This is a genomic window from Chryseobacterium sp. HMWF035, assembly GCF_003094695.1.
Taxonomy (GTDB): Bacteria; Bacteroidota; Bacteroidia; order Flavobacteriales; family Weeksellaceae; genus Chryseobacterium; species Chryseobacterium gambrini.
Map to the genome: position 1 here is coordinate 1 of NZ_QEHP01000039.1, position 24,843 is coordinate 24,843.

The following is a 24,843-nucleotide window of genomic DNA, read 5'->3' on the forward strand; positions in this document are numbered from 1 at the left end:
GCTCTATATAATACTAGATTTTTTTTCACCATATAATTATTATTTACTTACGTAATTTTTCAAATATAATCATGTATATGAATTTTAATTATAAATATATGAAATAAAAAGCATTATAAAAAAAGTCATTTAACGATGAATTTTATTTTATTCATAGTTACATTTGTGGCTAATTTAATAATCATGAAAAAAACAATCATTCTACTTTCTGTTGTATTAGGTATTACAGCAAACGCTCAATGGAATCTTACAGGTAACACAGGAACAACTCCAGGAACAAATTTTATAGGAACTTTAGATAATCAACCCCTTGTTATTAAGATAAATAATGATGAAAAAGTGAGAATTACACCAACTGGTCAGTTTTTATTTCATAATATAGGATATACAGCTCAAATCTGGGATAAAAACTTGCTTTTTGGCGGTGGTATGAGCAATACTACAGGTATTTTAAACACAGCGTTTGGTATGGGAACATTAACGCAAAATGCCACATCCTCAGGTAATGTAGCATTGGGAAGTAATGCTTTGGCGTCATTAACAAGTGGTAGTTCAAATACTGCGGTAGGTAGTGGCACCATGCGAAATACTCCTTCTGCTACATTTAGTGTTGCAATAGGAACTAATGCTTTGGAAAACATGCAGGGAGGTACAGGAAACATCGGAATAGGACTGGGAGCAATGGGATCAGGATCACTTGTAGGAGATGATAATATCGCTTTAGGAAATAGTGCTATGAGATATATTGGAAACGGAAGTTTAAACGTGATATTAGGAGCAAATTCTTTTAGAGCGTTAACAACAGGATCAAATAATATTAATTTAGGATATTCTAATGCAAAAAGTATTTTATCAGGTAATAACAATATTTTCATAGGAACAAATATCATCCCATATTCTGCTACTCCAGAAAGTGAACTTAATATAGGCAATTGGATTGTAGGAAATAACGGAACAATCGGAATAGGACAGTTTACCAATCAATTACCCGCAGACGGAATTGCTGCCGATGGCGAGAAATACAAACTTTTTGTAAAAGATGGGATTAGAACAGAAAAAGTAAAAGTAGATATCGCCGCAAACAACGGATGGGCAGATTATGTTTTTGAGAAAGGTTATAAATTAATGCCATTAAATAGTGTTGAAAAATTTATCAAAGAAAACGGACATCTTCCAGAAGTTCCTACAACTGAGGAAGCTATTAAAAATGGTATTGAACTTAAGGAAATGAATATTCTACTTCTGAAAAAGATTGAAGAACTTACGCTTTATACAATAGAGCAACAGAAAAGAATTGAAGCACTTGAGAAAAAAGTAAAATAATTAATTATATAAAATTAAGAACATGAAAAAGTTTTATATAACAATTATAATGGCTTTATTCCCGATACTGATGTTTTCACAGGGAGAAAATGATAACTGGTATTTTGGGAATTATGCCGCAATTAATTTTTCCTCTCCGTCACCAATAGTACTTACCAACAGCCAAATGACTACAAATGGAGCCTCCGCTTCTGTAAGTGACAGTAATGGGAAATTACTATTTTACACTAACGGAATTTCCGTATGGACCAGAGAGCATACTATAATGCCAAATGGAGGTAACATAATGCAGGAAACTCCTATGCAAATAGCAATTGTGAAACATCCTTCCAATCCTAATCTATACTATATTTTCAGTGGTGGGGTGGTCTCATCATCAAACACCTTTGTAGCGAGATATTCGGTTGTAGATATGTCTTTAGGAAATCTTGGACTTGATGGTTTTTCTCTTGGTGATGTTGTACAAAGCCTTACAAATATTCCTATTTTAGATGAATTTGGAAATGATTTTACAACAGCAAAAGGAGTTACTATTGTTCCACAAATAGATAATGCTTCTTTTTGGGTATTAATTCCTACAATGACAAAATTATATAGTTATCCCTTAAAAAATACAGGCTTTGTAAATAATCCGGTAACCAGTAGTCTAAATATTGAAAATGTTTATCCTTCTCCTTTTCAGCATTATGCCTATATCAAGGCTTCTCCAAAATTAAGATCATTGTGTAAAAGTTTTTCACATTATCTGAGCTTTAGCTCTGAAGATTTTGTAAACTCTTATAATGAAGGAAGAGTATACTCTTTTGATGACAGTACAGGACAAATAACAAATGCATATGAACTAACAATTGCCAGTCTTACTCCCATCTTGACGGAATTCAACAAAGATGGTTCTATTTTATATGTAGGAACACACCTCTCGACTGATATATATGCTGTTAATATGTTGGCGTCTACAAATAACAATATTATATACAATAGCATAGCAAACACCATTACCGGAAGTGTAGATTTTCAAGGAATTCAAAGAAATAAATACGGTGATATTTATTTCAAATATGCCTATATTCAAAATACCTACATTGGTAAAATTAATAATCCTGATGTTTTTGGCGGAGCCAGTTTAGATTTGTACAATCTAAATATAGCTCCCGGCTATTCCAGTACAAATCCTAATTTGTTTCCTCAATTAGTTCCCACTCTTAATACCAACAATACAAGTAATAATTGTGTACCCAATATTATAAGAGATTCACAGGAAACAAATAATATCCATACCTATAATGCGAGTAATACTATTATTACAAATACAGCCTATGTTATAGATGCAGGAAAAAATATTACAATGAAAGCAGGAGAAAGTATTACATTGCTACCCAATACTTACATTAAAAACGGTGCTAAATATTTGGCCAAAATTGAAGGATGCGGAGAACCTTGTGAAGGAGAAATTGAAGGCAAAAAGCAAAATATGAAATTATTTATGGATTTAAGGAAGAAACTACCTGATGTACATGGAATTGATATTAATTTATATCCGAATCCCGCTTCTGATTTTTTAACGATTCAATCCACTTTGAAAGTTGAAAATGTAAATGTTTATGATATTTCGGGGAAGAAAATTAATACCGTATTGAATGGAAATACAATTGATATTAAACATATTCCTTCCGGATCGTATCTTATTACGATCGAAACTAAAGAAGGGAAAACAACGAAAAAGTTTATAAAAAAATAATTACGAACACTAAAAAAGGAGAAACAAAGCGTTTCTCCTTTTATATTTTAGTATCGGTTAAACCCTATCCATGTAATTTCTTCCAGATCACATCTTTCAGCTCCATAAGACCTTCTCCGGTAACACCTGAGAAAAATAAAGGCTGTCTGTTTTCGGGAAATTCTGTGGAAATTTCTTTCCTCAGCTCTTCATCCAGAAGATCGGATTTTGAAATAGAGATAATAAAATCTTTATCCAGCAATTCAGGATTGTATTCCTTTAATTCATTTTCCAGAATTTTAAACTCCTGAAAATGATCTTCAGAATCTGCCGGAATTAAAAACAACAGGATGGAATTCCTTTCAATATGTCTTAAAAAACGGTGTCCCAAACCTTTTCCTTCAGCCGCTCCTTCAATAATCCCCGGAATATCTGCCATTACAAAAGATTTATAATTTCTGTAATCCACAATTCCAAGATTAGGGGTTAAAGTGGTAAAAGCATAATCTGCAATTTTAGGTTTAGCCGCAGAAACAGAGGATAACAACGTAGACTTTCCTGCGTTCGGAAATCCTACAAGACCTACATCCGCAAGAATTTTAAGCTCGAAAACAACGTATCCTTCCTGTCCGTCCATTCCTGGCTGCGCAAATCTCGGAGTCTGGTTGGTAGAAGATTTGAAGTGCTCATTTCCCTTTCCTCCCATTCCTCCTTCCATCAGAATAATTTCCTGACCGTCTTCCAGAATTTCACCGATGATCTCGCCATCTTCATTTTTAGCAATCGTTCCGATAGGAACTTCAATATAAACATCGGCTCCGTAAGCTCCTGTTAACTGATTCTTTCCTCCGTTTTCACCACGCTCCGCTTTTACGTGACGCGTGTAACGCAAAGGAAGTAAAGTCCATTCGTTGGCATTTCCCTTCATGATGACGTGGCCTCCTCTACCACCGTCTCCTCCATCCGGACCGCCCTTAGGAATATATTTTTCACGGCGGAGATGCGCAGAACCTGCTCCTCCATGACCGCTTTTACAATGAATCTTTACGTAATCTACAAAATTTGACATAATTTTAATTCAAGGTTTTATGTTGAAGGTTCAAAGTTTTAACCTTGAATTTGGAACTTTGAACCTTGAATCAAAAATTTTCACTTTTGAAACTTCTCTACTTCAGCGAAAAGTTTTTCAGAGATTTCATTGATGTCTCCGACACCATTGATCTCAACATATTTGCCCTGCTGCTTGTACAGCTCGGCTACTTCTGCTGTTTTTGCGTAGTACTCTTTTATTCTGTTTTGGATGATCTCTACATTACTGTCGTCTGATCTTCCACTGATTTCTCCTCTTTTCAGCAATCGGTCTACCAAAATTGAATCTTCAACCACCAAAGAAAGGCATACATCAATTTCATCATTCAGTTCTTCTTTCACTATTTTTTCCAATGCTTCCGTCTGAACAGCCGTTCTCGGATAACCGTCGAAAATAAATCCTGCAGCATCGGTAGGTTTTCTGATCTCATCGATCAGCATATCTGTTGTTACCTGATCCGGAACCAATTCTCCCTTATCAATATAAGATTTTGCCAATTTTCCAAGCTCGGTATCATTTTTCATGTTGAATCTGAAAAGATCACCTGTTGAGATTTGTTTTAAATTGAATTTCTCGATCAGGTTTTGTGCTTGTGTTCCTTTTCCACTTCCTGGAGGACCGAACAAAACGATGTTTATCATAATGTTGTTTTGCTTCCGGCAATCGGCAATGCTTTTTTGGCCTGCTTCCTGCTTTTAGCTGTTTTTAAGTTATTATTAAATTTATTTCTTTATTTTACTTTTAAGCTAAAAGCTATCAGCTAATAGCCAACAGCGTTTAATGATTGATTTGTCCGTCTTCTAACTGGTACAAATTGGGTAAGTTTCTTCCTAATTCATCATAATCCAGACCGTACCCTAAAACAAATTTGTTTGGAATTTCTTTCCCGATATAATCCAGCTTAAAATCCTTCTTATATACTTCAGGTTTCAGTAAGAATGAAGCTATTTTTACAGATTTCGGACGCTGCGTCTCGTTAAAATACTTGAAAAGACTTTCTACGGTATTTCCGGTATCTACAATATCTTCTACCAGAATGATGTGACGGTCTTTTACATCCTTCGTCAGTTCCATTTTCTGGTAAACAATTCCTGTAGATTCTGTTCCCACGTAAGAACTCATCTGGATGAAAGCAATTTCGCATGGTCCCGGATAATGCTTCAAAAGGTCTGAGAAGAACATAATCACCCCATTCAAAACACCTATAAAAACAGGAACTTCATCTTTATAATCTTCATAAATCTTTAAAGCCGTAGCTTTTACAATCTCCTGAATCTCGGCATCCTCCAGATAAGGAACAAAAGTTTTGTCGTGAACTTTAATACTCTCCATAAAAAATTTTAGTAGTTGGCAAAGTTACGGATTTTTGACGAAAGTTTTTAATGGATAAAGATGAAGAGTTTTTAAAATCATTGAGCTTTATATTTTCAATGCGTTATTACAGAATGCCTTAGAAACATTTAAAATCATCCTGCCGAAAGACAAAAGGATTCACTTAAAATTAAAACTAAATTTTAAAATTACCCAAAATGTTAAAAATCAAATATTTACAATCGTATTATTTTAACATTGTTTTAACCTTTTTTCTTATATTTGCTGATTAGTCCAAAAACCTTACAATGTCTCTGTACCAAAGAATTGCTGAGAAGCTGCAATATATAAGCCCGAATTTTTATAAAAAAAGATATTTTAAAACCTTAAACAATCTTACCAAAGATAATTTTTCGTCGCGAAATGTAGAACCGGAATTGGTTTGGATTAAAGAATTCTTACCTAAGAATGCAGTAATCTTTGATATCGGAGCCAATGTAGGAACCTTCCTTTATCAGCTTGAAAATAAGCTGGATCATGAGAACATCTATGCTTTTGAGCCCAATAAAAAACTGTATCACCGTCTGAAAAGGTTATTTCCGGCAATGCGGATTTTTCCTTTGGCACTGTCTGACGAAAATACAACGGCTGAATTTAAAGTTCCGATCATCAACGGAAAAATGGTTGCTTCAAGAGGAACCCTGAATACAGACTACAAGGAAAAAGGCGAAGAACAGAGCTACACCGAAAGAGTAAAAGTAATAAAACTCGACGAATGGGCGGCAATTGAACATTTCAGCAGGCTCGATTTTATTAAAATTGATGTGGAAGGCAATGAAATGAAAACACTTCACGGTGCGAAGCAGATTATTAAACAGTTTTCACCGACTTTAATGGTAGAAATGGAGCAGAGACATCACCAGACTCCGATCTGGGAAGAGATCTCAGAAGTTGAATCCTGGGGTTATGATGCAAACTATCTGAACAGGCACACTTTTGAGCTTAAAAAATTAACGGAAGAAATTCTTTTAAAAAACATCAGCGACGAAAAAAATAAAACAGAATACATCAACAACATTATTTTTATTCCGAAAAACTAATAAAAGATGAGTGTAGTAGCAAGGCAGGGCTTTAAATATTCCATCATTGGGTATATTGGTTTTTTACTGGGAACCGTTTCAATATTTATTTTCATGAATAATCTTGAGTTCTACGGAACTTTAAGATATATCATGCCAACCGCAGAAATGTTCGTTCCTTTCGTTGTGTTCGGGATTTCTTACGCTAATGTAAAATTTTTCCATAAAGTAGATAAAGACGGAAAAAAGCAAAACATGCTTTCGCTATCTCTGCTTGCTGTGGTCATTAATTTTGCTATATTTCTGTGTATCTTCTTTCTGATTCCCTATTTTTTTCCGGAATTTAAGAATACCAAAGCATGGAAAATTAAAAACATCATTCTGCCACTTACTTTAACTCTTTCTTTTTGTGCAATTTTTAATAAATATATTTCGAATTACAAAAGAATAGTCGTTTCTAATATTTTTGACAATCTTTTTCCAAAAATTGCCAATCTGGGTGCTTTTCTTATTTTTATATATTTAGCATCACGGTACGCAGAGCCTTCAACTATTCCTGAAAAAATCGCATTGATTTTCTTTTTCGGAATGTTTGCCCTGATGTTTTTTGGATATATTTTTTACACCAATAAACTGGAAAAAATAAATCTGGATTTTAGTACAGATTATTTCAAAAAAGATAATTTTTACAAAGAGTTCGCCGCTTATAGCTTTTTCGGGTTTTTGGGAACTTTTGGAAATTATTTAGCCATCAACAATTTTATGATTGGGGAATTTCTGGGGATGGAAGAAAACGGAATTTACTCTACACTGTATGCTTTAATTTCACTAATATCGATACCCCAATTAGGTTTATTTAATATTTCAGCACCTATCATCAGTAAAAACCTTGCAGACGGAGATATGGAAGGTCTGGATAAATTTCATAAGAAAACATCCCTTACTTTGTATTTTCTGGGAGCGGTTCTGTTTTCATGCATCATCATCGGGTTTCCTTATCTTACTTATTTTATGCCTAAAAACGGGATTCTTTTAAGGGAATATCAACCGGTTGTGTGGATTTGGGGATCTGCGGTTCTGGTCGATTTAGCAACAGGCTTCAACGGAAACATTATTTCCCTTTCAAAATATTATAAATTTAATATTGTTGTAATGCTTTTATTAGCAGGACTCACCATACTGTTAAATCTTTACTTTTTACAAAACACAGATCTTAAATTAAGCGGAATTGCCCTGTCTACAGCAATTTCTCTTACCACCTACAATGTCATCAAGATTATTTTCAACTATGTGATGTTTAAAGTTTCTCCTTTAACGATTGAAATGATTTTTGTATCCATTATCTGTACTTTAGCGGTGACGGTTGCGATTGTTTTGCCGAATTTCGAAAGTAATTTCATCAACATGATTTACAAACCCGCCGTTGTGCTGATCCTGATTTTTATCGGAAATTATTTTACCAAGATTTTTCCTGTTGAAGACTATCTGAACAAAAATTTCATCAAAAGTATTTTTAAATTTAAATAGAAATCAACTCGTTTAAAAGTTTTTCGAATTTTTGCTGAACAGATTTTTTATTGAATTCTTTTTGAAAGTCGAACTGACTGTTTTTGAGTGATTTAAACTGCTCCAGAATATCTTTTTGCTCAGGAACAATAAAATCTAATTTTGAAGCATAATTTGAAGGAAAAACAGCTTGTTTTCCAAATTTGATGGCATCTCCCAGATTCCCCGTCATTTTTGTTTTGCCGTACACTTCTTCATGACCGAAAAACGTAGTTTTCTGCTGAATAGGACACCACAAAACGTCCGCTTTCTGCATCCAGTCTTCGAAATCAGCTTGAGAAACTCTCTCTGAAAAATAGGTAATATTGATATATTTCAATGAACGTTCCAGATCTATAATATCTTTTAATTCTTGATTTTTTGCTCTTCCTAAAAAGACAAATTCAATGAATTTATTTTCAGGATCTAAATGTTTATTTAACTTTTCAAGATTGTTTATGACTGAAAAAACTCTTTTATAATCTCTTCTTTGCTGGGAAACTCCACCCGGAATTACAATAGTTAACACTTTATTTTCCGGTTTTTTAAAATTTTTAGTGTAAAAAAGAGGCAAGAATGTATACCTTTCAGAACTCAGCTCTTCATCCAAAACCAATCGTTTTTTTGCTGTCTGATAGACTTTTGATGCATTTAACAAACCTTCTTTCCACAACAATTTCAGTCTGTATATCTGATCTTCTTTGAAAATACTTTTGATGAGGCTTAACTTTGAAGATTTTATAAAGTTCATATTGTGAACGATCACGGAAGCATTGTATTTTTTTACAATCGCAAGAAAGGTGTTGAAATAACGGTGAACCGTTCCGATGATAATTACATCATATTTTTTTAATTTCAACTGGTCTAAAATCATTGAACTGTCCGACAGAAAAATATTCTCTCCGGATTCAATGATCTGATCTTTTATTTTTTTTGAAAAATAATAATCTACGGTAAATTCTCCGGAACCGCTCATTACATTGATAAAATCCTGAGCAATTTCCGCGTGGGTATCAATTTCTATGTAGGCTATTTTTTTCAAAGGTTTATTTTTAGAAATTTTTACGCAAAGATCAAAAAGTTTTTTGTTTCACTTTACATTTATTTTCGTTCGCAAAGATACTTCGACAAGCTCAGCATAAACTATTCACTCAGCAAAGGAATGCAGTTTAAACTGTCATTTCGACGATAGGAGAAATCTGCTTTTTAGATTCTTCACTACATTTTGCTTTGTTCTAAATGACAAATCTAAAATTTTGCAACTATATTTTCAGCCATTTTTTCTTCAGCATATTCCAGCGCTGATTGTTGATGACTCTCTGTTCCTCTTTTGAAATTTTCAGTTCCAATTTCTGAGAACGGCAGTTTTCATACGATTTAATGATTGAAAAGAAAAACGCAGCCGATTTGCTTTTCATGGCTTCTTTTGAGGAAGCGATGTAGGCTAAAAACCGGTTCAGTCCTAAAAAATAAAAATATCTTCCGTAGTAATCTGCGGGTTTTATGGTATAATCTGCTCCTTTTACTTTAATTAATTTCACATGAAGTTCCGGAAGAACAATTTCTTTCCAGCCCAGATTTTCCAGCAAAATGGCATCGATATTGTCCCATCCCAATGTTTCACGAATGCCTTTCATCCCGATAAAACTTTCTTTTCGGTACGCTTTCATCGGACCACGAACATGATGTTTGTTGGAATTTCCTTCATAGATCCATTCTCCGTCTTTTTCAACGTACAGTAAACCGCCGACCAATCCGTATTTCGGATTATTTCTGAATGCATTTTCTACCGTTTCAAGATAATTTTCAGGTAAAATTACATCCGCATCAAATTTACAGATGATCTCAAAATCCTCTATATTCTGAGTATTCAAGCCATTTTTAAAAGCATTGACTACTTTTGAACCGGGTTGGTGCGCAGATTTCTGAAGATCAATCGTTTCAAATCTTGAATCATGATCTGTATATTTTCTGATGACTTCCGAAGTTCCGTCTGTAGAACCGTCATTAACGACCACGACTTTAAAATCCTTAAAACTCTGCCGTTGTAAAGAATCTAATGTAAAAGGAAGATTGTTTTCTTCGTTATGCGCAGGAATGATGATTAAAAATCTCAAAAGAAAAAAATAAATGATGAATAATAAGCGATAACTGATAAAATGGGGTTAGATTTTAATCATTTATCGCTTATCGTTACTATTATTTGTTGTGGGGTTTCAGCATATTTTTAGGATCAAGAATTTCGTCCAGTTTTTCCTGAGAAAGAAGTCCTTTTTCCAATACTAAATTGTACACACTTTTTCCTGTTTCCAAAGCTTCTTTGGCAATCGCTGTGGATTGTTTGTAGCCGATGTAAGGATTTAAGGCGGTTACGATTCCGATGCTGTGTTTCACCATATTCAGGCAGACTTCTTTATTTGCCGTAATTCCGACGATACATTTTTCGCGGAGTGTATCCAGAGCATTGCCTAAAAAGTGAATATTTTCCATGATCGCGTGAGAAAGTACAGGTTCCATTACATTGAGCTGTAGTTGTCCCGCTTCTGCTGCAAAAGTTACCGTAAGATCATTTCCGAACACTTTAAAACAAACCTGATTAACCACTTCCGGAATCACAGGATTTACTTTTCCCGGCATAATGGAAGATCCAGGCTGCATCGGAGGAAGATTAATTTCCGATAATCCGGCTCTCGGCCCTGAAGCAAGTAATCTTAAATCGTTGCAGATTTTTGATAATTTCACAGCAAGACGTTTCATTGCGGATGAATAGATCACATAAGAACCTGTATCCGGCGTTGCTTCTACCAGATCCGGTGCCGAAACTACAGGAAAACCTGTTAACTGTGCTAAATTTTTCGCACAGAGTGTTGCATATCCAACCGGAGCATTAATTCCTGTCCCGATCGCAGTGGCACCCATATTAACTTCTACAAAAAGATTGGCGTTATTATTTAATTTAGAAATATCTTCTTCCAAAGTAGCTGCAAAGGCTTCAAATTCCTGTCCCAAAGTCATTGGAACCGCATCTTGAAGCTGCGTTCTTCCCATTTTGATGACATCCTGAAATTCTTTCCCTTTCGATCTGAAAGCTTCAACGATTTTTTCCAGTTTTTCTACAAGAGAGATGTTCATCTGAAGCAGTCCCATTTTAATTGCCGTAGGATAAGCATCGTTAGTAGACTGGGAAAGATTGATGTGGTCATTGGGTGAACAGAATTCATACTGTCCTTTATTTTTCCCGAGTTTTTCCAGAACACGGTTGGCAATTACTTCATTGGCGTTCATGTTGATGGAAGTTCCTGCCCCACCCTGAATCATATCCACCGGAAACTGGTCGTGCAATTCTCCGTTTATTAATTCATCACAAACTTCAGCAATGGTATGATATAAATTTTCATCCAGCAGACCCAGCTCATAATTGGTTTTGGCTGCCGCTTTTTTTACGAAAGCCAACCCTTTGATGAACTCCGGATATGAAGATAAAAGCTGTCCTGAAATTTTAAAATTATTAATCGCTCTTTGCGTCTGTACTCCATAATAAGCATTCACCGGAACTTCTAATTCTCCCAGCAAATCGCTTTCTTTCCTGAAATTTTCCATTACAGATTTTTTAATTATTTTGAGACTTTAAAGATAGCAAAAACGCACCGAAACCGATGCGCTTTCCTTATTTATTTTGTAGGATATTTTACGTTTAAAGCCTGCAATATGGAGAAGGTTTCCGCGTCCATTATTCCGTCGTAATTCTGCGGTCTGAAGTGATACTGGAATGCTTCTATTGTTTTTTTCGTAGCATCATCCCATTTCCCGCTCAGATCCAAGGCATACCCGAATTTCTGCAACTGCGTCTGAACATTAAAAATAAACGTCGGATCGTTGTATTTTGACTGGAAATCCGTAGATGTTGCCAGATCATAGAAACTTTGCTTCACGGCATCATCATACCACATTCCGATCTGGTATTCGTCGTATAATTTTTTCCATGGAAATAAAGGTCCCGGATCCTGTTTTCTTGTAGGGGCAATATCTGAATGTGCCAGAATATTGGTTGCCGGAATATTATATCTCGCCACAATATCTTTCACCAAAGCGGCTACTTTTTTCACCTGAGCCTCATCAAAAGGCATGAAAGTTCTTTTTCCTGTAGCATCTGTGGTGAATCCTGAATTTACAATCTCAATTCCAATAGATGTATCATTAAGGTTTTTATCGGCTCTCCAAGCGCTTACTCCGGCGTGATACGAACGCTTATTTTCATCTACCAACTGATAAATTTCGTTATCTCCTGTATTATTTACAAGATAATGTGCACTTACCGCCTGCTGAGATAATACGGTAATGGATTTATCGTCCGGTAAAGCTGTATAATGTAAGATTAAATATCGCTGTCTGAAATTCTGTGCAATTGCCGGAAAGTAAGTTTTCACCACTTTATAACCTGCGGGTTTTGCAGAAACAATAGAACCATAACTTGCGGTGTTGTCATTTTTAGTAATATCTGCAATATTGGTTGTAAAAAATTCTACTCCATGATCGGAAGTGATTTTTGGTTTTGCCTTATCATTAGCTGAAGTCTGCCCTGCTGTTTTCGGCTGTACTGAAGGGGTTCTCGGGATGTATTGTTTTTTTTTTGCATTTTGCTGAGAAGTGCAGGAAAAAATCAAAGAACTTAATCCGATGATATATAATGTATTACGCATTTGTTTACTTTTTTTGTTGTTTATTACCTCAAAAATACACAAATTTTTCTTGAAAAATATTTGGTAAATAAAGAAATCTGTTCTATATTTGCACTCGCAATAAAGGAACAACGATCATTAAAAAATAAGATAAACAGGAGGGTTGCCGGAGTGGTTAACGGAGCAGTTTGCTAAACTGTCGACGCGAAAGTGTCGCAAGGGTTCGAATCCCTTACCCTCCGCTTTTCTATATATCTTTTCGGGGCGTAGCGTAGTCCGGTCATCGCGCCTGGTTTGGGACCAGGAGGTCGCAGGTTCGAATCCTGCCGCCCCGACTTTTTTTAACGCGCTTATCTACTAACTAAGCGGGAATCAACTTTATAATGGGTGCGTAGCTCAGCTGGATAGAGCATCTGCCTTCTAAGCAGACGGTCAAAGGTTCGAATCCTTTCGCGCTCACAAAAACCTCATAGCTTTTGTTATGAGGTTTTTTGTTTATATTAACTTTATATTTTTTACCTATCAATCTACATCACTCAAACTTCATACAGAACAGAAACATCAAATGGAAATTTAATTTCCCTTAACAAATCCGAAGCTTCTAATTCATGAAAAACAATATTTTCACTCATTGATAAAGATGTTGATTTTACTAAAAAAACATTCTCTTTTTTATTATTACTTCTAAAAATGTCATTAATAACATTCCACTCTTTTCTCTTAAAACTCTTAAGGTTTACCAGAATTGATTCAATCCGTAAGAATGATATTTCATCGATCTTCACGCAATAGTATGTCTTCTCATGAGTTTTAAAGTTTTTGTGAATACAATGAAATAGATACACGTCCTTTTCAAACGAAACTACTGATGTGACAATATCGTCATACCAATCAATTATATGTAACTTAGTAATGGTCATTTGTTTTAATTTAGCTTTCAACTCTCACATTATTTTTTGCTCCGCAGAATTATGAATTTAGATGTTCTGAAATCCTTTGATATAAAACACAGCCCCATAAAAATGATAACCAACCTTTATCATTAAGCTTTTTTTACCATTTCCGATATAAACAACTTTATCCTGAAATATGTAAAATAAATCTTTTCCGACATTCAGTCTGCATTCATCAATTTTCATTTCTACCAATTCCTGCCGTAAATTTTCACCTATATTTTCAATTCCGTATTGATAGAAATTTTTATTGGAATGATGCTCTAAATTCATGAGGTTTTCTGTTTTTATTTTTGAAAAAGTTTCGTACAGCTTTTGTTCAATATAAAAATTAGAAATAAATGAAATAACAAGGAAAATAAGGAATAAAAGCAAAAGTTTCTTTTTCATTTAAATTTCATCTAAAATAATGGTTACTAATAAGGTAAAGATAATAAAAAAGGACATTGAAAAAATTAATAGAAAATTATTTCAATTTTACTTTCATAATTCAAAAAAAGGTTATACATTTGCAACCACAAAAAACAAGGTAATTCTTGTTAAAAAGATGACCTCAATCGGGGCGTAGCGTAGTCCGGTCATCGCGCCTGGTTTGGGACCAGGAGGTCGCAGGTTCGAATCCTGCCGCCCCGACAATTTTAGGGTGCGTAGCTCAGCTGGATAGAGCATCTGCCTTCTAAGCAGACGGTCAAAGGTTCGAATCCTTTCGCGCTCACTTAAAAAACTCACAATTTTTGTTGTGAGTTTTTTGTTTATTATACCTATTGCGAATCAGTGCCAAAATAATCCCTTATTTAGCTTATACATAAATTTCATCCGGCTTATTTAAGTATAAATCTACAAATTCTGTAAAACTTTTAACCATGATTCTAAAATCTTTACCACTAAAAATATAAATTCTATTTTCGGATGAAATATCTTGATGTAATTCAATTCCAAAAGCATATAAGTTAAATTGATATCCTCCGAAAATGAAAACATTTTCCATCCCGTCAAAATTCAATTGGCTGTAATCCGGAATTCCTCTAAAATTGATCAATTCTTCATTTATTTTTTTAGTATTACTGATGCTGTAAAATTCGTACAGATTATTTAATGTATCGTTTCCGCTTCCGTTTATTTCTAAATAATAATCGTACAAATCTTCTGAAATTTCAACATCATATTTCTTTTGAAAAGCTTCAATTTCATCAATATTGGAAGGAAATATTTCAACACAATTTTCTTCGAAATTCTTTTTTAATAATTCCAAATTACCGTTTCTGCTTTTCTCCATTTTATAAAAATTAAAAACCACCGTAAATATACAGTGATTTCAAGATTTATAATTAAAAATTTTTACTTCAAGCGATAAGAACTTCCGTCCCAAACGTACGTTTTAGTAGCCTTTTTCTTCTTTTCGCGATCTCTGTCATCCTTTTCCATTTCTTCCATTTTAAAGATGAAAGCATTGGGAATTCCGCCTTTGTCATTCGGGAAGACAAATTCTTCAGAATGGTAATAAACATCGGCATCACCAACGTTCATTAACTGAGGTAAAGCTATCAGCTTTTTATTTCTAAACAAAATATATTGATCATAACTTGGAATTCCACAAGCCTCACCTGAAACAGTGGCTTTTAAAGTCAGTTCAACATTTTTCAGCTTATGATTGCTTTCCGTTGCAAAACTTCCGTAGCTTAAACTTTCTCCCGAACCTGTTTCAAAAGAAACCTCATCAATCAGTGTATTTCCTTCCATAACTTTTACAGAAGCATAATTCTGCTGAATGGTTCCGTTAAAATCAGGAGTTTTCTTCGCTAATGTTTTGGTGAAACCGAAAAGAAAATCGTAGCCATTCTTATTTCTGTATCCTACACAAAGATTTCCGCCCCAAACGTAGCCTTCTGAAGTTGTATCGCCTTTCTGATAAGAAATTTTAAACCAGTTCGCTCTTCTTTCGCCTAATTTAAGGATCGTTTCGTCTTTTTTGAGAATTAAAATCTGCTGATTGCTCTGCAAAGAATCTAAAACCGGAGAATTAAAATTCGGAGACTGTCTTATCCTCGTCCAGTCCGTGAATATTTTCTGTGTTTTATTTTCTTCAAAATCGAAAACTCCGTTTGCGTACACGTAATCGTCTTCCTGCGCAGAGAAAATCTGAACAACGAATACAAACAGAATGGTGAAAAAGGTTTTCATAAGATTTGGCTAAAACTGAGGTTAAGGTTGAGGTTGAGATTAAAATTGAGGCTAAGTGAAAAATGTGATTATTTATTTTTCAAGCAGCAAGCTTACCCATTCTTCTCTCTGAAGTTTTTTTGTAAGCGTTAAACCGTTTTCTTTACACACTTCAAGAATATCATCCACATCGAAGAAACACAATCCGGAAAGCAGTAATTTTCCACCTTCATTTAGTACAGAAACATACGTCGGAATATCTGAAATTAAAATATTTCTGTTGATGTTTGCCAAAATAATATCGTAATGTTCTTTGCCTAAATTTTCTGCAGTTCCCAGCTCGATATCCAGTTCCACATTATTTCTTACTGCATTTTCTTTGGAGTTTTCCACCGACCATTCATCAATATCAATCGCTTTGGTTTCTCCGGATCCGATCTGTTTTGCATAAATTGCCAGAACCGAAGTTCCACAACCCATATCCAGAACTTTTTTACCGTTAAAATCAATATCCATCATCTGCTGAATCATCAGGTGCGTTGTCGGATGATGCCCTGTTCCGAAAGACATTTTCGGCTGAATAACAATTTCGTGCATTCCCGGAACAGATTCATGGAATTCTGCTCTGATCAGCACTTTATCATCAATATTAATCGGTTCGAAATTCTTTTCCCATTCTTCATTCCAGTTGATGTTCGGCATTTCCTTAAAAGTGTATTCAATTTTTACCTCATCATTCTGAAAAAGCGGCAACGTTTTCAGCTCTTCTTCATTAAATAAATCTTTCTGAATATATCCTAAAATACCATTGATTTCTTCCGTAAAACTGTCGAAACCTATCTCAATAAGTTCTGCCATTAATATTTCGTTCCACGGCTGAAGCGGTGTGATTTTGAAATCGAATTCTAAATAATTTTGCATGTGAATAATTTGTTGCAAAAATAAAACTACTTTTTTGATTTATTGGAATATTGCTGGTTTTGTTTTTAAAGCGATTAGTTTTGTTTTTAACGCAAAGGTCCGCAAAGATTTTTTTAATATCTCACGTATATTTTTAAGTTCGCAAAGGCGTTTCACTCAGCAAAGGTAACACGTTTACTTTGTCATTCTGACGAAGGAAGAATCTCTATCTTTTATTTCTGGAATATTGCCGGTTTTTTTAACACAAAGAGCACGAAGATTTTTCTTTTAAAACCTTATTGGATATTTTTAAGTTCGCTAAGGCGTTTCACTTAACCAAGCTCACAAAGAGTTTTTTTATTACATCCTAATTATTTTTAAGCTTATCCTTCAGTTTGTCTGCGAATTCTTAATCTTTCTTAACTGCTTAATGTTCTTAACGGTTTCTTTTTAAACGCAATAGGCGCAAAAGGTTTCTTTGAAATTATTGAAAACATTCTTCGTTCGCAAGGGCGTTTCACTCAGCGAAGGCGACACGCTTACTTTGTCATTCTGATGAAGGAAGAATCTCTATTTTTTATTTCTGGAATATTGCTGGTTTCGTTTTTAACACGATTAGTTTTGTTTTTAACGCAAAGTCCGCGAAGATTTTTTTTTTAAACTTACTGGATATTTTTAAGTTCGCTAAGGCGTTTCACTTAAATAAGCACGCAAAGCATTTTTTTAACTTATCCTTCTGTTTGCCTACAAATTCTTAATTCTTCTTAACTGCTTAAATGTTCTTAATGGTTTTCTTTGTCATTCTGACGAAGGAAGAATCTCTATTTCTGACGGAAGAAAAATTTGTTGTTTAGAGATTCTTCACTCTCACTTCGTTCCCGTTCATAATGACAGATTTCCCGCAGAAAAAAAGCGAACCGAAGTCCGCTTTTATGATTGCTTTATATCTTGAGTCTGAAAAAATCCAGAACTCAAAACTTTAAACTTTAGACTTTAAACCAATTATGGATTGGTAGAGAAAATAGAACCGTTTGCGATCAACGCTCTTCTGTTCATTTTTAAAATATCTCTTACCCACTCTGCAAAGTCTTCCGGCTGAAGAACTTTATCAGGATTTCCGTCTGTTAAACCTCCCTGAATCGACATATCTGAAGCAATCGTGCTCGGTGTTAAGGTAATCACACGAATATTCTGTTTTCTCCATTCTGCCATCATCGACTGAGACAGGGAAACTACCGCTGCTTTTGAGGCTGCGTAAGCCGACATATTCGGTCCGCCTTTCAGACCTGCTGTAGACGCAACGTTTACAATATCTCCCTCTCCTTTTTCTTTCATGAAAGGATAAACTGCTTTTGCTGCATAATATACCCCGAAAAGATTGGTTTTAATCACCTGTTCCCAGGTTTCGGAAGGCATTTCTTCGATAGAACCGAAATCTCCGATCCCCGCGTTGTTAATTAAAATATCAACACCTCCCAATTGCTCCGCAATAGATTCGATTCCTGCTTTCACATGGATTTCGTTATCAATACTGAAAACTGCGTAAGCCGATTTTACTCCCAGTTTCTGGATTTCATCGACTACCATTTTAAGGTTTTCTTCATTTCTTCCCGTAATGGCTACGTTTACTCCTTCATTTGCCAAAGCTAAAGCTACTGCTTTTCCCAATCCTCTTCCGCCTCCTGTAACGATGGCATTTTTTCCGTTTATATTCATTTTTAAAGAATTTTTTATTCGTTGATGCAAATTTACGAAACATTAGCCGAGCTAAAAATCCGTATTATGATTAATTTAAAAATAACCACTTATGTTTAAAGCAAAACCGACTCCAAAATAGAGCCGGTTCCTTTGAAAGTATAGTAATAAATGAAAATTAAGGAATAATAATCTGGTTCTGTACCTCAAATTCTTCTGTTGCAGAGAACTGGTTTCCATACATATCCGTTGCTCTTACCTCAACCTTATGTTTTCCCAAAGTAAGTTTTTTCGGGAAATCTCCGGTCCAGATATGCTTTGAAGCTTCCGGATTGGAAGGTCTTCTTCCCGGGAAAATAGTCTGCGTCGTGTCCCATTTGAAAACCGACATCGCAAAACTCGGATCTACGGTTTCATCATACTGCATTTCTTCCCATTTTTCGCCGTCTATTCTGTATTCTACCTTATCTTTTTTGCTTCCTATGAAGAAGTTTGCCAAAACTTTAGCAGACGTTTTTGAAGGGAAAGGAACTACTTTCGGAACATATAAATTGATCTGATAATCTTCAGGTTTTCCGGCAGTTTTATATTTTACTTTATATTCGTTATCATTAAAACTGATGAAAGAATATCCTTTTGCCGTTCCGTCTCTCATCGTGGAAGTCGGCAATCCCAAATCATCAGAAGTTCCGGACCACCAGTCTCCGCAGGTTGTTCCTACATTGTATTCGTGAAGATCTTTGGAACCGTTCCATCCTGCTGTTTTCCCGTAAAAAAGCTGCTGCTGAATGTGAGTGTGCGCCGAAAGCAACAAAGCATTCTTAAACGGAGCAAGTTGATCAAACAATTTCTGGCGGTCTGCATTTCTGAAATTATCTTCATTTTTATGCTCCAGAGGAATATGGAAAGAAACAACGATCAGTTTATTTTTATCCACCAGTTTCAGATCGTTTTCGATAAACTGCATCTGATCTTCACGGAAACCTCCCCAATATCCTTTTCCGTCGCGCGGATCGGGATACAAAATATCATCCAAAATAATAAAATGTACATTTCCGTAATTGAAGGAATAATTTACTGGTCCGAAATTGGATTCAAAAGTCTCATCAGAAAGCATATCTTCTTTCGCTTCGTAATTCATGTCATGATTTCCCATCACATTATACCAAGGAAGTCCGATTTCTTTCATCACGTCTGCGTAAGGTTTTTGCAGGCTTAAATTATCTCCTACCAAATCTCCGAGACTGATTCCTAAAACCGCATTCTTCTTAGTACTTTTCACCTCATTTACAATGGCTCTTTTAAAATAATCCAATTGTTTTTCCGTGTAAGGCTGCGGATCTCCGAAAACGAGAATATCAAAATTTTTGCTTTCATTCTGCTTATTTAAGGCAAAATTAATTTCTTTCGGCAGTTCGCCTGTAGGCGCAGAACCTTTGTATTTAAAATCTGTGGGAGAACCTTTTGGCTTGTACTGATAATAATATTGAGGAAGATTATTTGCATTTAGAGGAGTCATATAACCTGAAGGTTTGATGACAAAAATGGTCTGTCCTTCCTGAACAGGCAGACCGTATCTTCCGTTTTTATCGGTTAACACAACCTGAGCTCCGTTGGAAACCGCCACTCCTTCAATTCCTTTTTCTTTATTTTCCTTCTTCAGGTTTTTGTTGCTGTCTTCGTACACATATCCCGAAACAGAAGCCTGTGAAAGTGCCATTGCTGAAATTAAAAGACAAGGCATTAAAAATTTTATATTCATTGTAATAATATTTGAATGTAAGTTTTGGCTGAAGCCAATCTGATTATTTTTCTGAAAATCGGGCTAAAGCCCGATCCTACGGATAAGTTTATGGTTTATTCCACCACATTTTAACATTGATATTGTCTCCACCCATTGCCTGAACTGCTGCATTGTAATTAGCTGTGTTCATTACTTTGGTCTGGGTAGGATACATAAATCTTACCGGCATCTGTCCGTTGTTCTGAAGCCCGCCGTTGTTCGGTAAAACCGGGAATCCTGTTCTTCTGTATTCGTACCATTGCTGATGATCTACAAAAAACAGAGAAATGTATTTCTGAAGCATAATTCTTTCAAAAGTTCCGTTGTAAGCCACATTAGCGTTGGTAAAATAATTGGAAGGAACAGTGGCTCCCCATTGTTCAATAATCGATTTTACCCCGTTTTCATAATAAGTCTGGGTATTTCCTGTAATAATTCCTTTGAAAGAAAGTTCTGCAAGAATAAACTGAACCTCAGAATAAGTCATGATTAAATCTTTCAACGGCGCTTTTGCAAGATTCTGGTTGAAATTCGAAGGCTGATAATTGAAAGAACTTCCCAAAGCATATCCTGAAGGAGCGCCTTTGTAACCGATGTTTGCATTCGTTGCCAGATCTTTTGCCTGTGTGAAGAACATGTTCATTCTCGGATCATTATTGTTTTTCATGGCATTCACAAAAAATTCTCCTGCGGCACGGTACGCTGTAAAATCCTGCGGTCTTGCGATTGGCGGAAGATAGGGTGAAATTCCTGAAATGGTTAATAAAGCGCTGTCTGTATTGTTCTGGAAAATAGGATATGTGGTAGGATTGCTTACAATTTCCTGAATTCTTTCATGAACGTTGACTTCGCCATTTCTTTTCAGAATTCTTGTTAACAATCTTAATGATAAAGAATTACAGAACTTTTTCCAGTTAACGATTCCCGTCACATTATTATTGGCATTATAGAAAAGATCGGTTTCCGTTAATGTTTTCGTCGTATCGAATAAGCTGTTTGCTGTTTTAAGATCATTTAAAAGCTGAACATAAATATCTTTCTGGCTGTCGTATTTCGGGGTAATGATTCCCTGATCGATTTTTACCGCTTCAGAAAAAGGCACATCTCCGAAAGCATCGGTAAGATTAGAGTAGATCCACGCATTCAAAACCATTGAAATTGCCAGATAATTGTTGTTCTGCTCTTTCTTGGCAAAAGTTCTCAGGTCATTTACCTGCTTCAGCCATTTATAAGAGGTGTTCCAGACTCCGTTTCCGCTTCCTTCTGTCATGTAATATCTGCTGTACGTATTTCCTTCATTCGGAAAATCCAGACCGATCTGCATGATATCGAAGGTAAAATCATTGGCTCTGCTGTATCCGTAGTTTGCCATTTCGTACTGAATGGGAGCCAGAAGGCTTCCTACAGACGGATTGAGAATTTTACTGGTATCTGTGTTGATTTCTTCAAAACTTCTGTCGCAAGAATTGAAAATAAAAAGTGAAGCAATCAAAGCTATGTTGATGAATAATTTTTTCATTTTTTTAAGATTTAAAATTTAAGATTTAACTGAAATCCAACGGTTCTGGCGGTTGGAAGCTGCCCCATTTCCACTCCGGGAGTAATGGTGGCGTTATCTAAAGTGGCTACTTCAGGATCAAACATCGGGAACTTTGTCCACATCCATAGATTTTTTCCGAAAATAGCTAAGGTAAGATCCTGCAGTCCTAAAGATTTTATGGTTTCTTTCGGGAAAGAATAGGCGATTCTTGCATCTCTCAGTTTGATAAAATCTGTGCTGAATGTATTCGTTTCCACGTTGGCTCTTCTGTAGTATTCCGCATAATAAGCAGACACGGTAACCGCTTTTGTATTCGGGCTGTAAGAACCGTCCGGATTCTGTACAACTCCTTCTCCTACGATCATTCCGTTCGGATTATCTCTTCCCGGAAGTGTAGATTTCAGTTTTCCCTGTTCCGACATTTTGTGATGCGACTGCGAGTAGGCAACACCACCGTACTGACCGTCGAATGAGAAGCTTACGGTGAAATTTTTAATTTTAAAATCATTCTGTAGACCAGCTCTCCATTTCGGGAATGCGTTTCCTACTTTTTCTATTTCTGCAGGTCTTAAAGGCAATCCTGCGTTGTCATAGACAACCTGTCCCTGACTGTTTTTTACCAGTTTAAAACCATACATATCGCCTAAAGAACCTCCTACAACGGCTTTATAAAAAACGACTCCTCCCACGGTTGAAATAATTCCGTCGAAACCTTCCGACGTGGTGAGTACTCTGTTTTCGTTGGCAGACCAGTTGGCTCCGATCATCCAGGAGAAGCTTTTGGTTTTAAAAGGTGTTGTATTTAATGATAATTCCATACCTCTGTTTCGGATTTTTCCTGCGTTGATGATTCTTTGGGAATAACCGCTTTCATAAGGAAGAGAAACCGGAATAATCTGGTTTTCACTCATGTTCTGATACAGCGTGAAATTAAAATTCAATCTGTTTTTTAATACGCTGAAATCCATCCCCGCTTCTACGTTGGCATTTTTTTCAGGTTTAAGATTAGGATTATTGAAGATATTTCTCGCCACCACACTTCCTGTGATAGAACTGGTATCGTAATAGGTATCTAACTGATAAGGAGAGCCGTCAATTCCTACTTTTGCCCACGAAGCTCTCAGTTTCCAGTAATTGAACCGGTCGCTTTTCAGTTTAAAAATTTCTGAAAGGATGAAACTCGTACTTACGGAAGGATAAAAGAATGATCTGTTGGATTTCGGAAGCGTGGAACTCCAGTCGTTTCTTCCGGTAACATCCACAAAGAATTTATTGTCGTATCCCAATGTTACCAAACCATAGACACTGTTTACCTGTTCGTCTCCCGGTCTCGGATATTTTACATCAATTCCAAGCGCATTGGTAAGGTTGTATTCTCCGGCAATTTTCAATCCGTTTGCCTGATAATCATTCATCACATACTGATTGTAACGGATGCTTCCTCCGGCAGATGCAGAAATATTGAATTTATTAAAGCTCTGTTTGTACGAAAATAAAACATCGTTGTTGTATTCGTGATTTTTGATGTACTGTTCTCTGTAGAATCCTTTTGCATAATTGGCGGAACTCCACGGACGTTTTGTTGTTCTTTTTTCGTTCAGCACTTCCAGTCCGGATCTTAACATCAGACTGAAATTTTTATTGAACTGATAATCTGCCGTAATGTTTCCGAAAATCGTTTTTTTATCCACTACGTTCAGCATTTCGTAAGCGATGAGGTAAGGATTATCGATAAATGTACTGAAAGGGTGAATCTGATCGATCTGAACCTGTCCCGGTTTCCAGATCGGCTGATACCATGCAAGATCCACATTCGGATTCTGGAAGATCATGAAATAGGAAATCGACTGGTTATTGTATCCCGTTGCCGGAAGATTGTCACTTGATGTTTTATTGAAAGTAAATTTGGTGGATACTTTTAATTTTTTAGTTAACTGATGTGCGAACGACAAAGCAAAATTCAGTCGGTCGAAACCTGTATTCGGCATCATCCATTCGTTATTAAGATAGGTAAGTGATGTTCTGAAATTGGTTTTATCATTGGAACTCTCTACCGAAAGACTGTTGGAATACGTAGAACCTATTCTCCAGAATCCTTTGATGTTGTCTTCATAAGCTCTCCAAAGCTGTCTTTCCTTGCTCTGTCCGCCAACGGTAGGATCATACTGAAAATAATACTGTCCCGCGAATTTCGGTCCGAAAGCACTGCTCGTTCCTCCGGTACTTACACCGTCTGCAGAAGCGCCGTAAGAATAATAGAATTGTCCTGCTGTATTTTTAGCCAAAGTTCCCTGTCCGTATTCGTACTGCCAATCCGGCCATTTCAAAACCGTATCATAACTTGAATAGGAATTGAAGGTTACCTGAATTTTTCCGTTTTTACTTTTTCCTGATTTTGTGGTGATCATCAAAGCTCCGTTCGCAGCACGGGATCCGTATAATGCGGCTGCAGAAGCTCCTTTCAGAACGGTTACCGATTCAATATCATCGGGATTGATGCTGTTCAGTCCGTTTCCTAAATCAATCGGAACATCCCCTCCGGAACCCGCTCCGTACGCCGGAGTTCCGGTTCCTGTGGTGGAATTTCCCAAAGGAATTCCGTCTACAACAATTAATGCGTAATTATTATCCAATACCATCGACTTTTCGCCTCTTAAGGTAATTCTGGAACTGGCAAGCGGTCCCGCTCCTGCCGTCTGAACTTTCAGTCCGGCAACTTTTCCTTCCATAGACTGAGCCCAGTTGTTGTTCTGAGTTTCTTCAAAAGTGTCTGAGTTTACTTTTTCCGCAACATATCCTAAAGATTTGTCTTGTCTCTTGATTCCCAAAGCGGTTACCACAACTTCGTCGATGTTCTTAATGGTATCTCTTTTCACTTTTTGCTGAGCCGCCAGATTTACACTGACAAGTCCTAGTAATGATAAAATGAGTACTTTTTGTGTCTCTTTACGCATATCCTTTTTGTTTGCGCAAAACTAAAACGATATTATGAGTAGGATTTTAATACTATTTTAACATTTATTAAAGAATTATTAAACGCCATATTAATTAAACCTTAATAACATTGC

19 protein-coding genes and 5 tRNA genes are annotated in these 24,843 nt (G+C 35.9%); 9 read left to right on the forward strand and 15 right to left on the reverse strand.

Annotated elements, in window-relative coordinates; genetic code table 11:
• Window positions 1–183: 183 nt before the first annotated feature.
• Both DD829_RS06275 and DD829_RS06280 read left to right on the forward strand, forming a co-directional pair.
• Window positions 184–1,323, forward strand: a complete 1,140-nt coding sequence (locus tag DD829_RS06275; protein ID WP_108410753.1) for a hypothetical protein — start codon at window positions 184–186, stop codon at window positions 1,321–1,323.
• Between the two features lie 22 nt (window positions 1,324–1,345).
• Entirely contained in the window at window positions 1,346–3,061 is a 1,716-nt protein-coding gene (locus DD829_RS06280) for a T9SS type A sorting domain-containing protein (RefSeq protein ID WP_116547628.1), read from the forward strand.
• A 64-nt stretch (window positions 3,062–3,125) separates the two neighbouring features.
• Here the strand turns inward: DD829_RS06280 and obgE are convergent, their stop codons facing one another.
• The 3 genes from obgE to hpt form a co-directional block, all read right to left on the reverse strand.
• Window positions 3,126–4,109, reverse strand: a complete 984-nt coding sequence (gene obgE, locus DD829_RS06285; protein ID WP_108410495.1) for a GTPase ObgE — start codon at window positions 4,107–4,109, stop codon at window positions 3,126–3,128.
• An 80-nt stretch (window positions 4,110–4,189) separates the two neighbouring features.
• Window positions 4,190–4,771: an adenylate kinase gene (locus DD829_RS06290; RefSeq protein ID WP_076392151.1), complete on the reverse strand. Its 582-nt coding sequence runs from the start codon at window positions 4,769–4,771 to the stop codon at window positions 4,190–4,192.
• A 136-nt stretch (window positions 4,772–4,907) separates the two neighbouring features.
• Window positions 4,908–5,462 carry a hypoxanthine phosphoribosyltransferase gene (gene hpt, locus DD829_RS06295; RefSeq protein ID WP_076392149.1) on the reverse strand — a complete coding sequence of 185 codons (555 nt, stop codon included), beginning with the start codon at window positions 5,460–5,462 and terminating at the stop codon, window positions 4,908–4,910.
• Window positions 5,463–5,749: 287 nt separating this feature from the next.
• On the opposite strand from hpt, the gene DD829_RS06300 reads away from it, so the two are divergent.
• Entirely contained in the window at window positions 5,750–6,541 is a 792-nt protein-coding gene (locus DD829_RS06300) for an FkbM family methyltransferase (RefSeq protein ID WP_076392147.1), read from the forward strand.
• Window positions 6,542–6,547: 6 nt separating this feature from the next.
• Window positions 6,548–8,047, forward strand: coding sequence for a lipopolysaccharide biosynthesis protein (locus tag DD829_RS06305; protein WP_116547629.1), 1,500 nt, complete (start codon window positions 6,548–6,550; stop codon window positions 8,045–8,047).
• Here DD829_RS06305 and DD829_RS06310 read toward each other — a convergent pair.
• The 4 genes from DD829_RS06310 to DD829_RS06325 form a co-directional block, all read right to left on the reverse strand.
• Window positions 8,040–9,107: a hypothetical protein gene (locus DD829_RS06310; RefSeq protein WP_116547630.1), complete on the reverse strand. Its 1,068-nt coding sequence runs from the start codon at window positions 9,105–9,107 to the stop codon at window positions 8,040–8,042. The two genes, DD829_RS06305 and DD829_RS06310, sit on opposite strands and share 8 nt — an antisense overlap.
• Window positions 9,108–9,327: 220 nt before the next feature.
• Entirely contained in the window at window positions 9,328–10,182 is an 855-nt protein-coding gene (locus tag DD829_RS06315; protein WP_108411750.1) for a glycosyltransferase family 2 protein, read from the reverse strand.
• Between the two features lie 82 nt (window positions 10,183–10,264).
• The gene (gene aspA, locus DD829_RS06320) at window positions 10,265–11,665 is read right to left on the reverse strand and encodes an aspartate ammonia-lyase (protein ID WP_108411751.1); all 1,401 of its coding nucleotides are present in this window, start codon (window positions 11,663–11,665) and stop codon (window positions 10,265–10,267) included.
• A gap of 71 nt (window positions 11,666–11,736) precedes the next feature.
• On the reverse strand, window positions 11,737–12,765 hold the full coding sequence (locus DD829_RS06325; protein WP_108411752.1) for an N-acetylmuramoyl-L-alanine amidase: 1,029 nt from the start codon (window positions 12,763–12,765) through the stop codon (window positions 11,737–11,739).
• A 136-nt stretch (window positions 12,766–12,901) separates the two neighbouring features.
• Between DD829_RS06325 and DD829_RS06330 the strand changes: the two genes are divergently transcribed.
• The 3 genes from DD829_RS06330 to DD829_RS06340 all read left to right on the forward strand — a co-directional run bounded on the left by DD829_RS06330 (window position 12,902) and on the right by DD829_RS06340 (window position 13,203).
• A tRNA-Ser gene (locus DD829_RS06330) sits at window positions 12,902–12,986 on the forward strand.
• 18 nt (window positions 12,987–13,004) lie between these two features.
• A tRNA-Pro gene (locus DD829_RS06335) sits at window positions 13,005–13,079 on the forward strand.
• Between the two features lie 50 nt (window positions 13,080–13,129).
• Window positions 13,130–13,203 (forward strand) — tRNA-Arg (locus DD829_RS06340).
• Window positions 13,204–13,721: 518 nt separating this feature from the next.
• On the opposite strand, the gene DD829_RS06350 is transcribed toward DD829_RS06340, so the two are convergent.
• On the reverse strand, window positions 13,722–14,087 hold the full coding sequence (locus DD829_RS06350; RefSeq protein ID WP_108411754.1) for a hypothetical protein: 366 nt from the start codon (window positions 14,085–14,087) through the stop codon (window positions 13,722–13,724).
• Between the two features lie 168 nt (window positions 14,088–14,255).
• On the opposite strand from DD829_RS06350, the gene DD829_RS06355 reads away from it, so the two are divergent.
• Window positions 14,256–14,330, forward strand: a tRNA-Pro gene (locus DD829_RS06355).
• Window positions 14,331–14,338: 8 nt separating this feature from the next.
• A tRNA-Arg gene (locus tag DD829_RS06360) sits at window positions 14,339–14,412 on the forward strand.
• Between the two features lie 84 nt (window positions 14,413–14,496).
• Here the strand turns inward: DD829_RS06360 and DD829_RS06365 are convergent.
• From DD829_RS06365 to DD829_RS06395, 7 genes are all read right to left on the reverse strand, one after another.
• Window positions 14,497–14,973, reverse strand: a complete 477-nt coding sequence (locus tag DD829_RS06365; protein ID WP_116547631.1) for an SMI1/KNR4 family protein — start codon at window positions 14,971–14,973, stop codon at window positions 14,497–14,499.
• Between the two features lie 62 nt (window positions 14,974–15,035).
• On the reverse strand, window positions 15,036–15,878 hold the full coding sequence (locus DD829_RS06370) for an SH3 domain-containing protein (protein WP_116547632.1): 843 nt from the start codon (window positions 15,876–15,878) through the stop codon (window positions 15,036–15,038).
• Window positions 15,879–15,950: 72 nt separating this feature from the next.
• Window positions 15,951–16,778, reverse strand: a complete 828-nt coding sequence (gene prmA, locus DD829_RS06375) for a 50S ribosomal protein L11 methyltransferase (RefSeq protein ID WP_108409557.1) — start codon at window positions 16,776–16,778, stop codon at window positions 15,951–15,953.
• Window positions 16,779–17,759: 981 nt separating this feature from the next.
• On the reverse strand, window positions 17,760–18,473 hold the full coding sequence (locus tag DD829_RS06380; protein ID WP_108409558.1) for a 3-ketoacyl-ACP reductase: 714 nt from the start codon (window positions 18,471–18,473) through the stop codon (window positions 17,760–17,762).
• A 157-nt stretch (window positions 18,474–18,630) separates the two neighbouring features.
• Window positions 18,631–20,214 carry a calcineurin-like phosphoesterase C-terminal domain-containing protein gene (locus DD829_RS06385; RefSeq protein WP_108409559.1) on the reverse strand — a complete coding sequence of 528 codons (1,584 nt, stop codon included), beginning with the start codon at window positions 20,212–20,214 and terminating at the stop codon, window positions 18,631–18,633.
• An 88-nt stretch (window positions 20,215–20,302) separates the two neighbouring features.
• Complete coding sequence (locus DD829_RS06390) at window positions 20,303–21,754, reverse strand: SusD/RagB family nutrient-binding outer membrane lipoprotein (RefSeq protein WP_108409560.1); 1,452 nt, start codon at window positions 21,752–21,754, stop codon at window positions 20,303–20,305.
• 11 nt (window positions 21,755–21,765) lie between these two features.
• On the reverse strand, window positions 21,766–24,729 hold the full coding sequence (locus tag DD829_RS06395) for a SusC/RagA family TonB-linked outer membrane protein (protein WP_108409561.1): 2,964 nt from the start codon (window positions 24,727–24,729) through the stop codon (window positions 21,766–21,768).
• Between the last annotated feature and the right edge of the window lie 114 nt (window positions 24,730–24,843).

Coding starts and splice junctions, on each gene's coding strand:
- DD829_RS06275 (WP_108410753.1), top strand. CDS start 184: ATGAAAAAAACAATCATTCTACTTTCTGTTGTATTAGGTATTACAGCA.
- DD829_RS06280 (WP_116547628.1), top strand. CDS start 1,346: ATGAAAAAGTTTTATATAACAATTATAATGGCTTTATTCCCGATACTG.
- obgE (WP_108410495.1), bottom strand. CDS start 4,109: ATGTCAAATTTTGTAGATTACGTAAAGATTCATTGTAAAAGCGGTCAT.
- DD829_RS06290 (WP_076392151.1), bottom strand. CDS start 4,771: ATGATAAACATCGTTTTGTTCGGTCCTCCAGGAAGTGGAAAAGGAACA.
- hpt (WP_076392149.1), bottom strand. CDS start 5,462: ATGGAGAGTATTAAAGTTCACGACAAAACTTTTGTTCCTTATCTGGAG.
- DD829_RS06300 (WP_076392147.1), top strand. CDS start 5,750: ATGTCTCTGTACCAAAGAATTGCTGAGAAGCTGCAATATATAAGCCCG.
- DD829_RS06305 (WP_116547629.1), top strand. CDS start 6,548: ATGAGTGTAGTAGCAAGGCAGGGCTTTAAATATTCCATCATTGGGTAT.
- aspA (WP_108411751.1), bottom strand. CDS start 11,665: ATGGAAAATTTCAGGAAAGAAAGCGATTTGCTGGGAGAATTAGAAGTT.
- DD829_RS06325 (WP_108411752.1), bottom strand. CDS start 12,765: ATGCGTAATACATTATATATCATCGGATTAAGTTCTTTGATTTTTTCC.
- DD829_RS06350 (WP_108411754.1), bottom strand. CDS start 14,087: ATGAAAAAGAAACTTTTGCTTTTATTCCTTATTTTCCTTGTTATTTCA.
- DD829_RS06365 (WP_116547631.1), bottom strand. CDS start 14,973: ATGGAGAAAAGCAGAAACGGTAATTTGGAATTATTAAAAAAGAATTTC.
- DD829_RS06370 (WP_116547632.1), bottom strand. CDS start 15,878: ATGAAAACCTTTTTCACCATTCTGTTTGTATTCGTTGTTCAGATTTTC.
- prmA (WP_108409557.1), bottom strand. CDS start 16,778: ATGCAAAATTATTTAGAATTCGATTTCAAAATCACACCGCTTCAGCCG.
- DD829_RS06380 (WP_108409558.1), bottom strand. CDS start 18,473: ATGAATATAAACGGAAAAAATGCCATCGTTACAGGAGGCGGAAGAGGA.
- DD829_RS06385 (WP_108409559.1), bottom strand. CDS start 20,214: ATGAATATAAAATTTTTAATGCCTTGTCTTTTAATTTCAGCAATGGCA.
- DD829_RS06390 (WP_108409560.1), bottom strand. CDS start 21,754: ATGAAAAAATTATTCATCAACATAGCTTTGATTGCTTCACTTTTTATT.
- DD829_RS06395 (WP_108409561.1), bottom strand. CDS start 24,729: ATGCGTAAAGAGACACAAAAAGTACTCATTTTATCATTACTAGGACTT.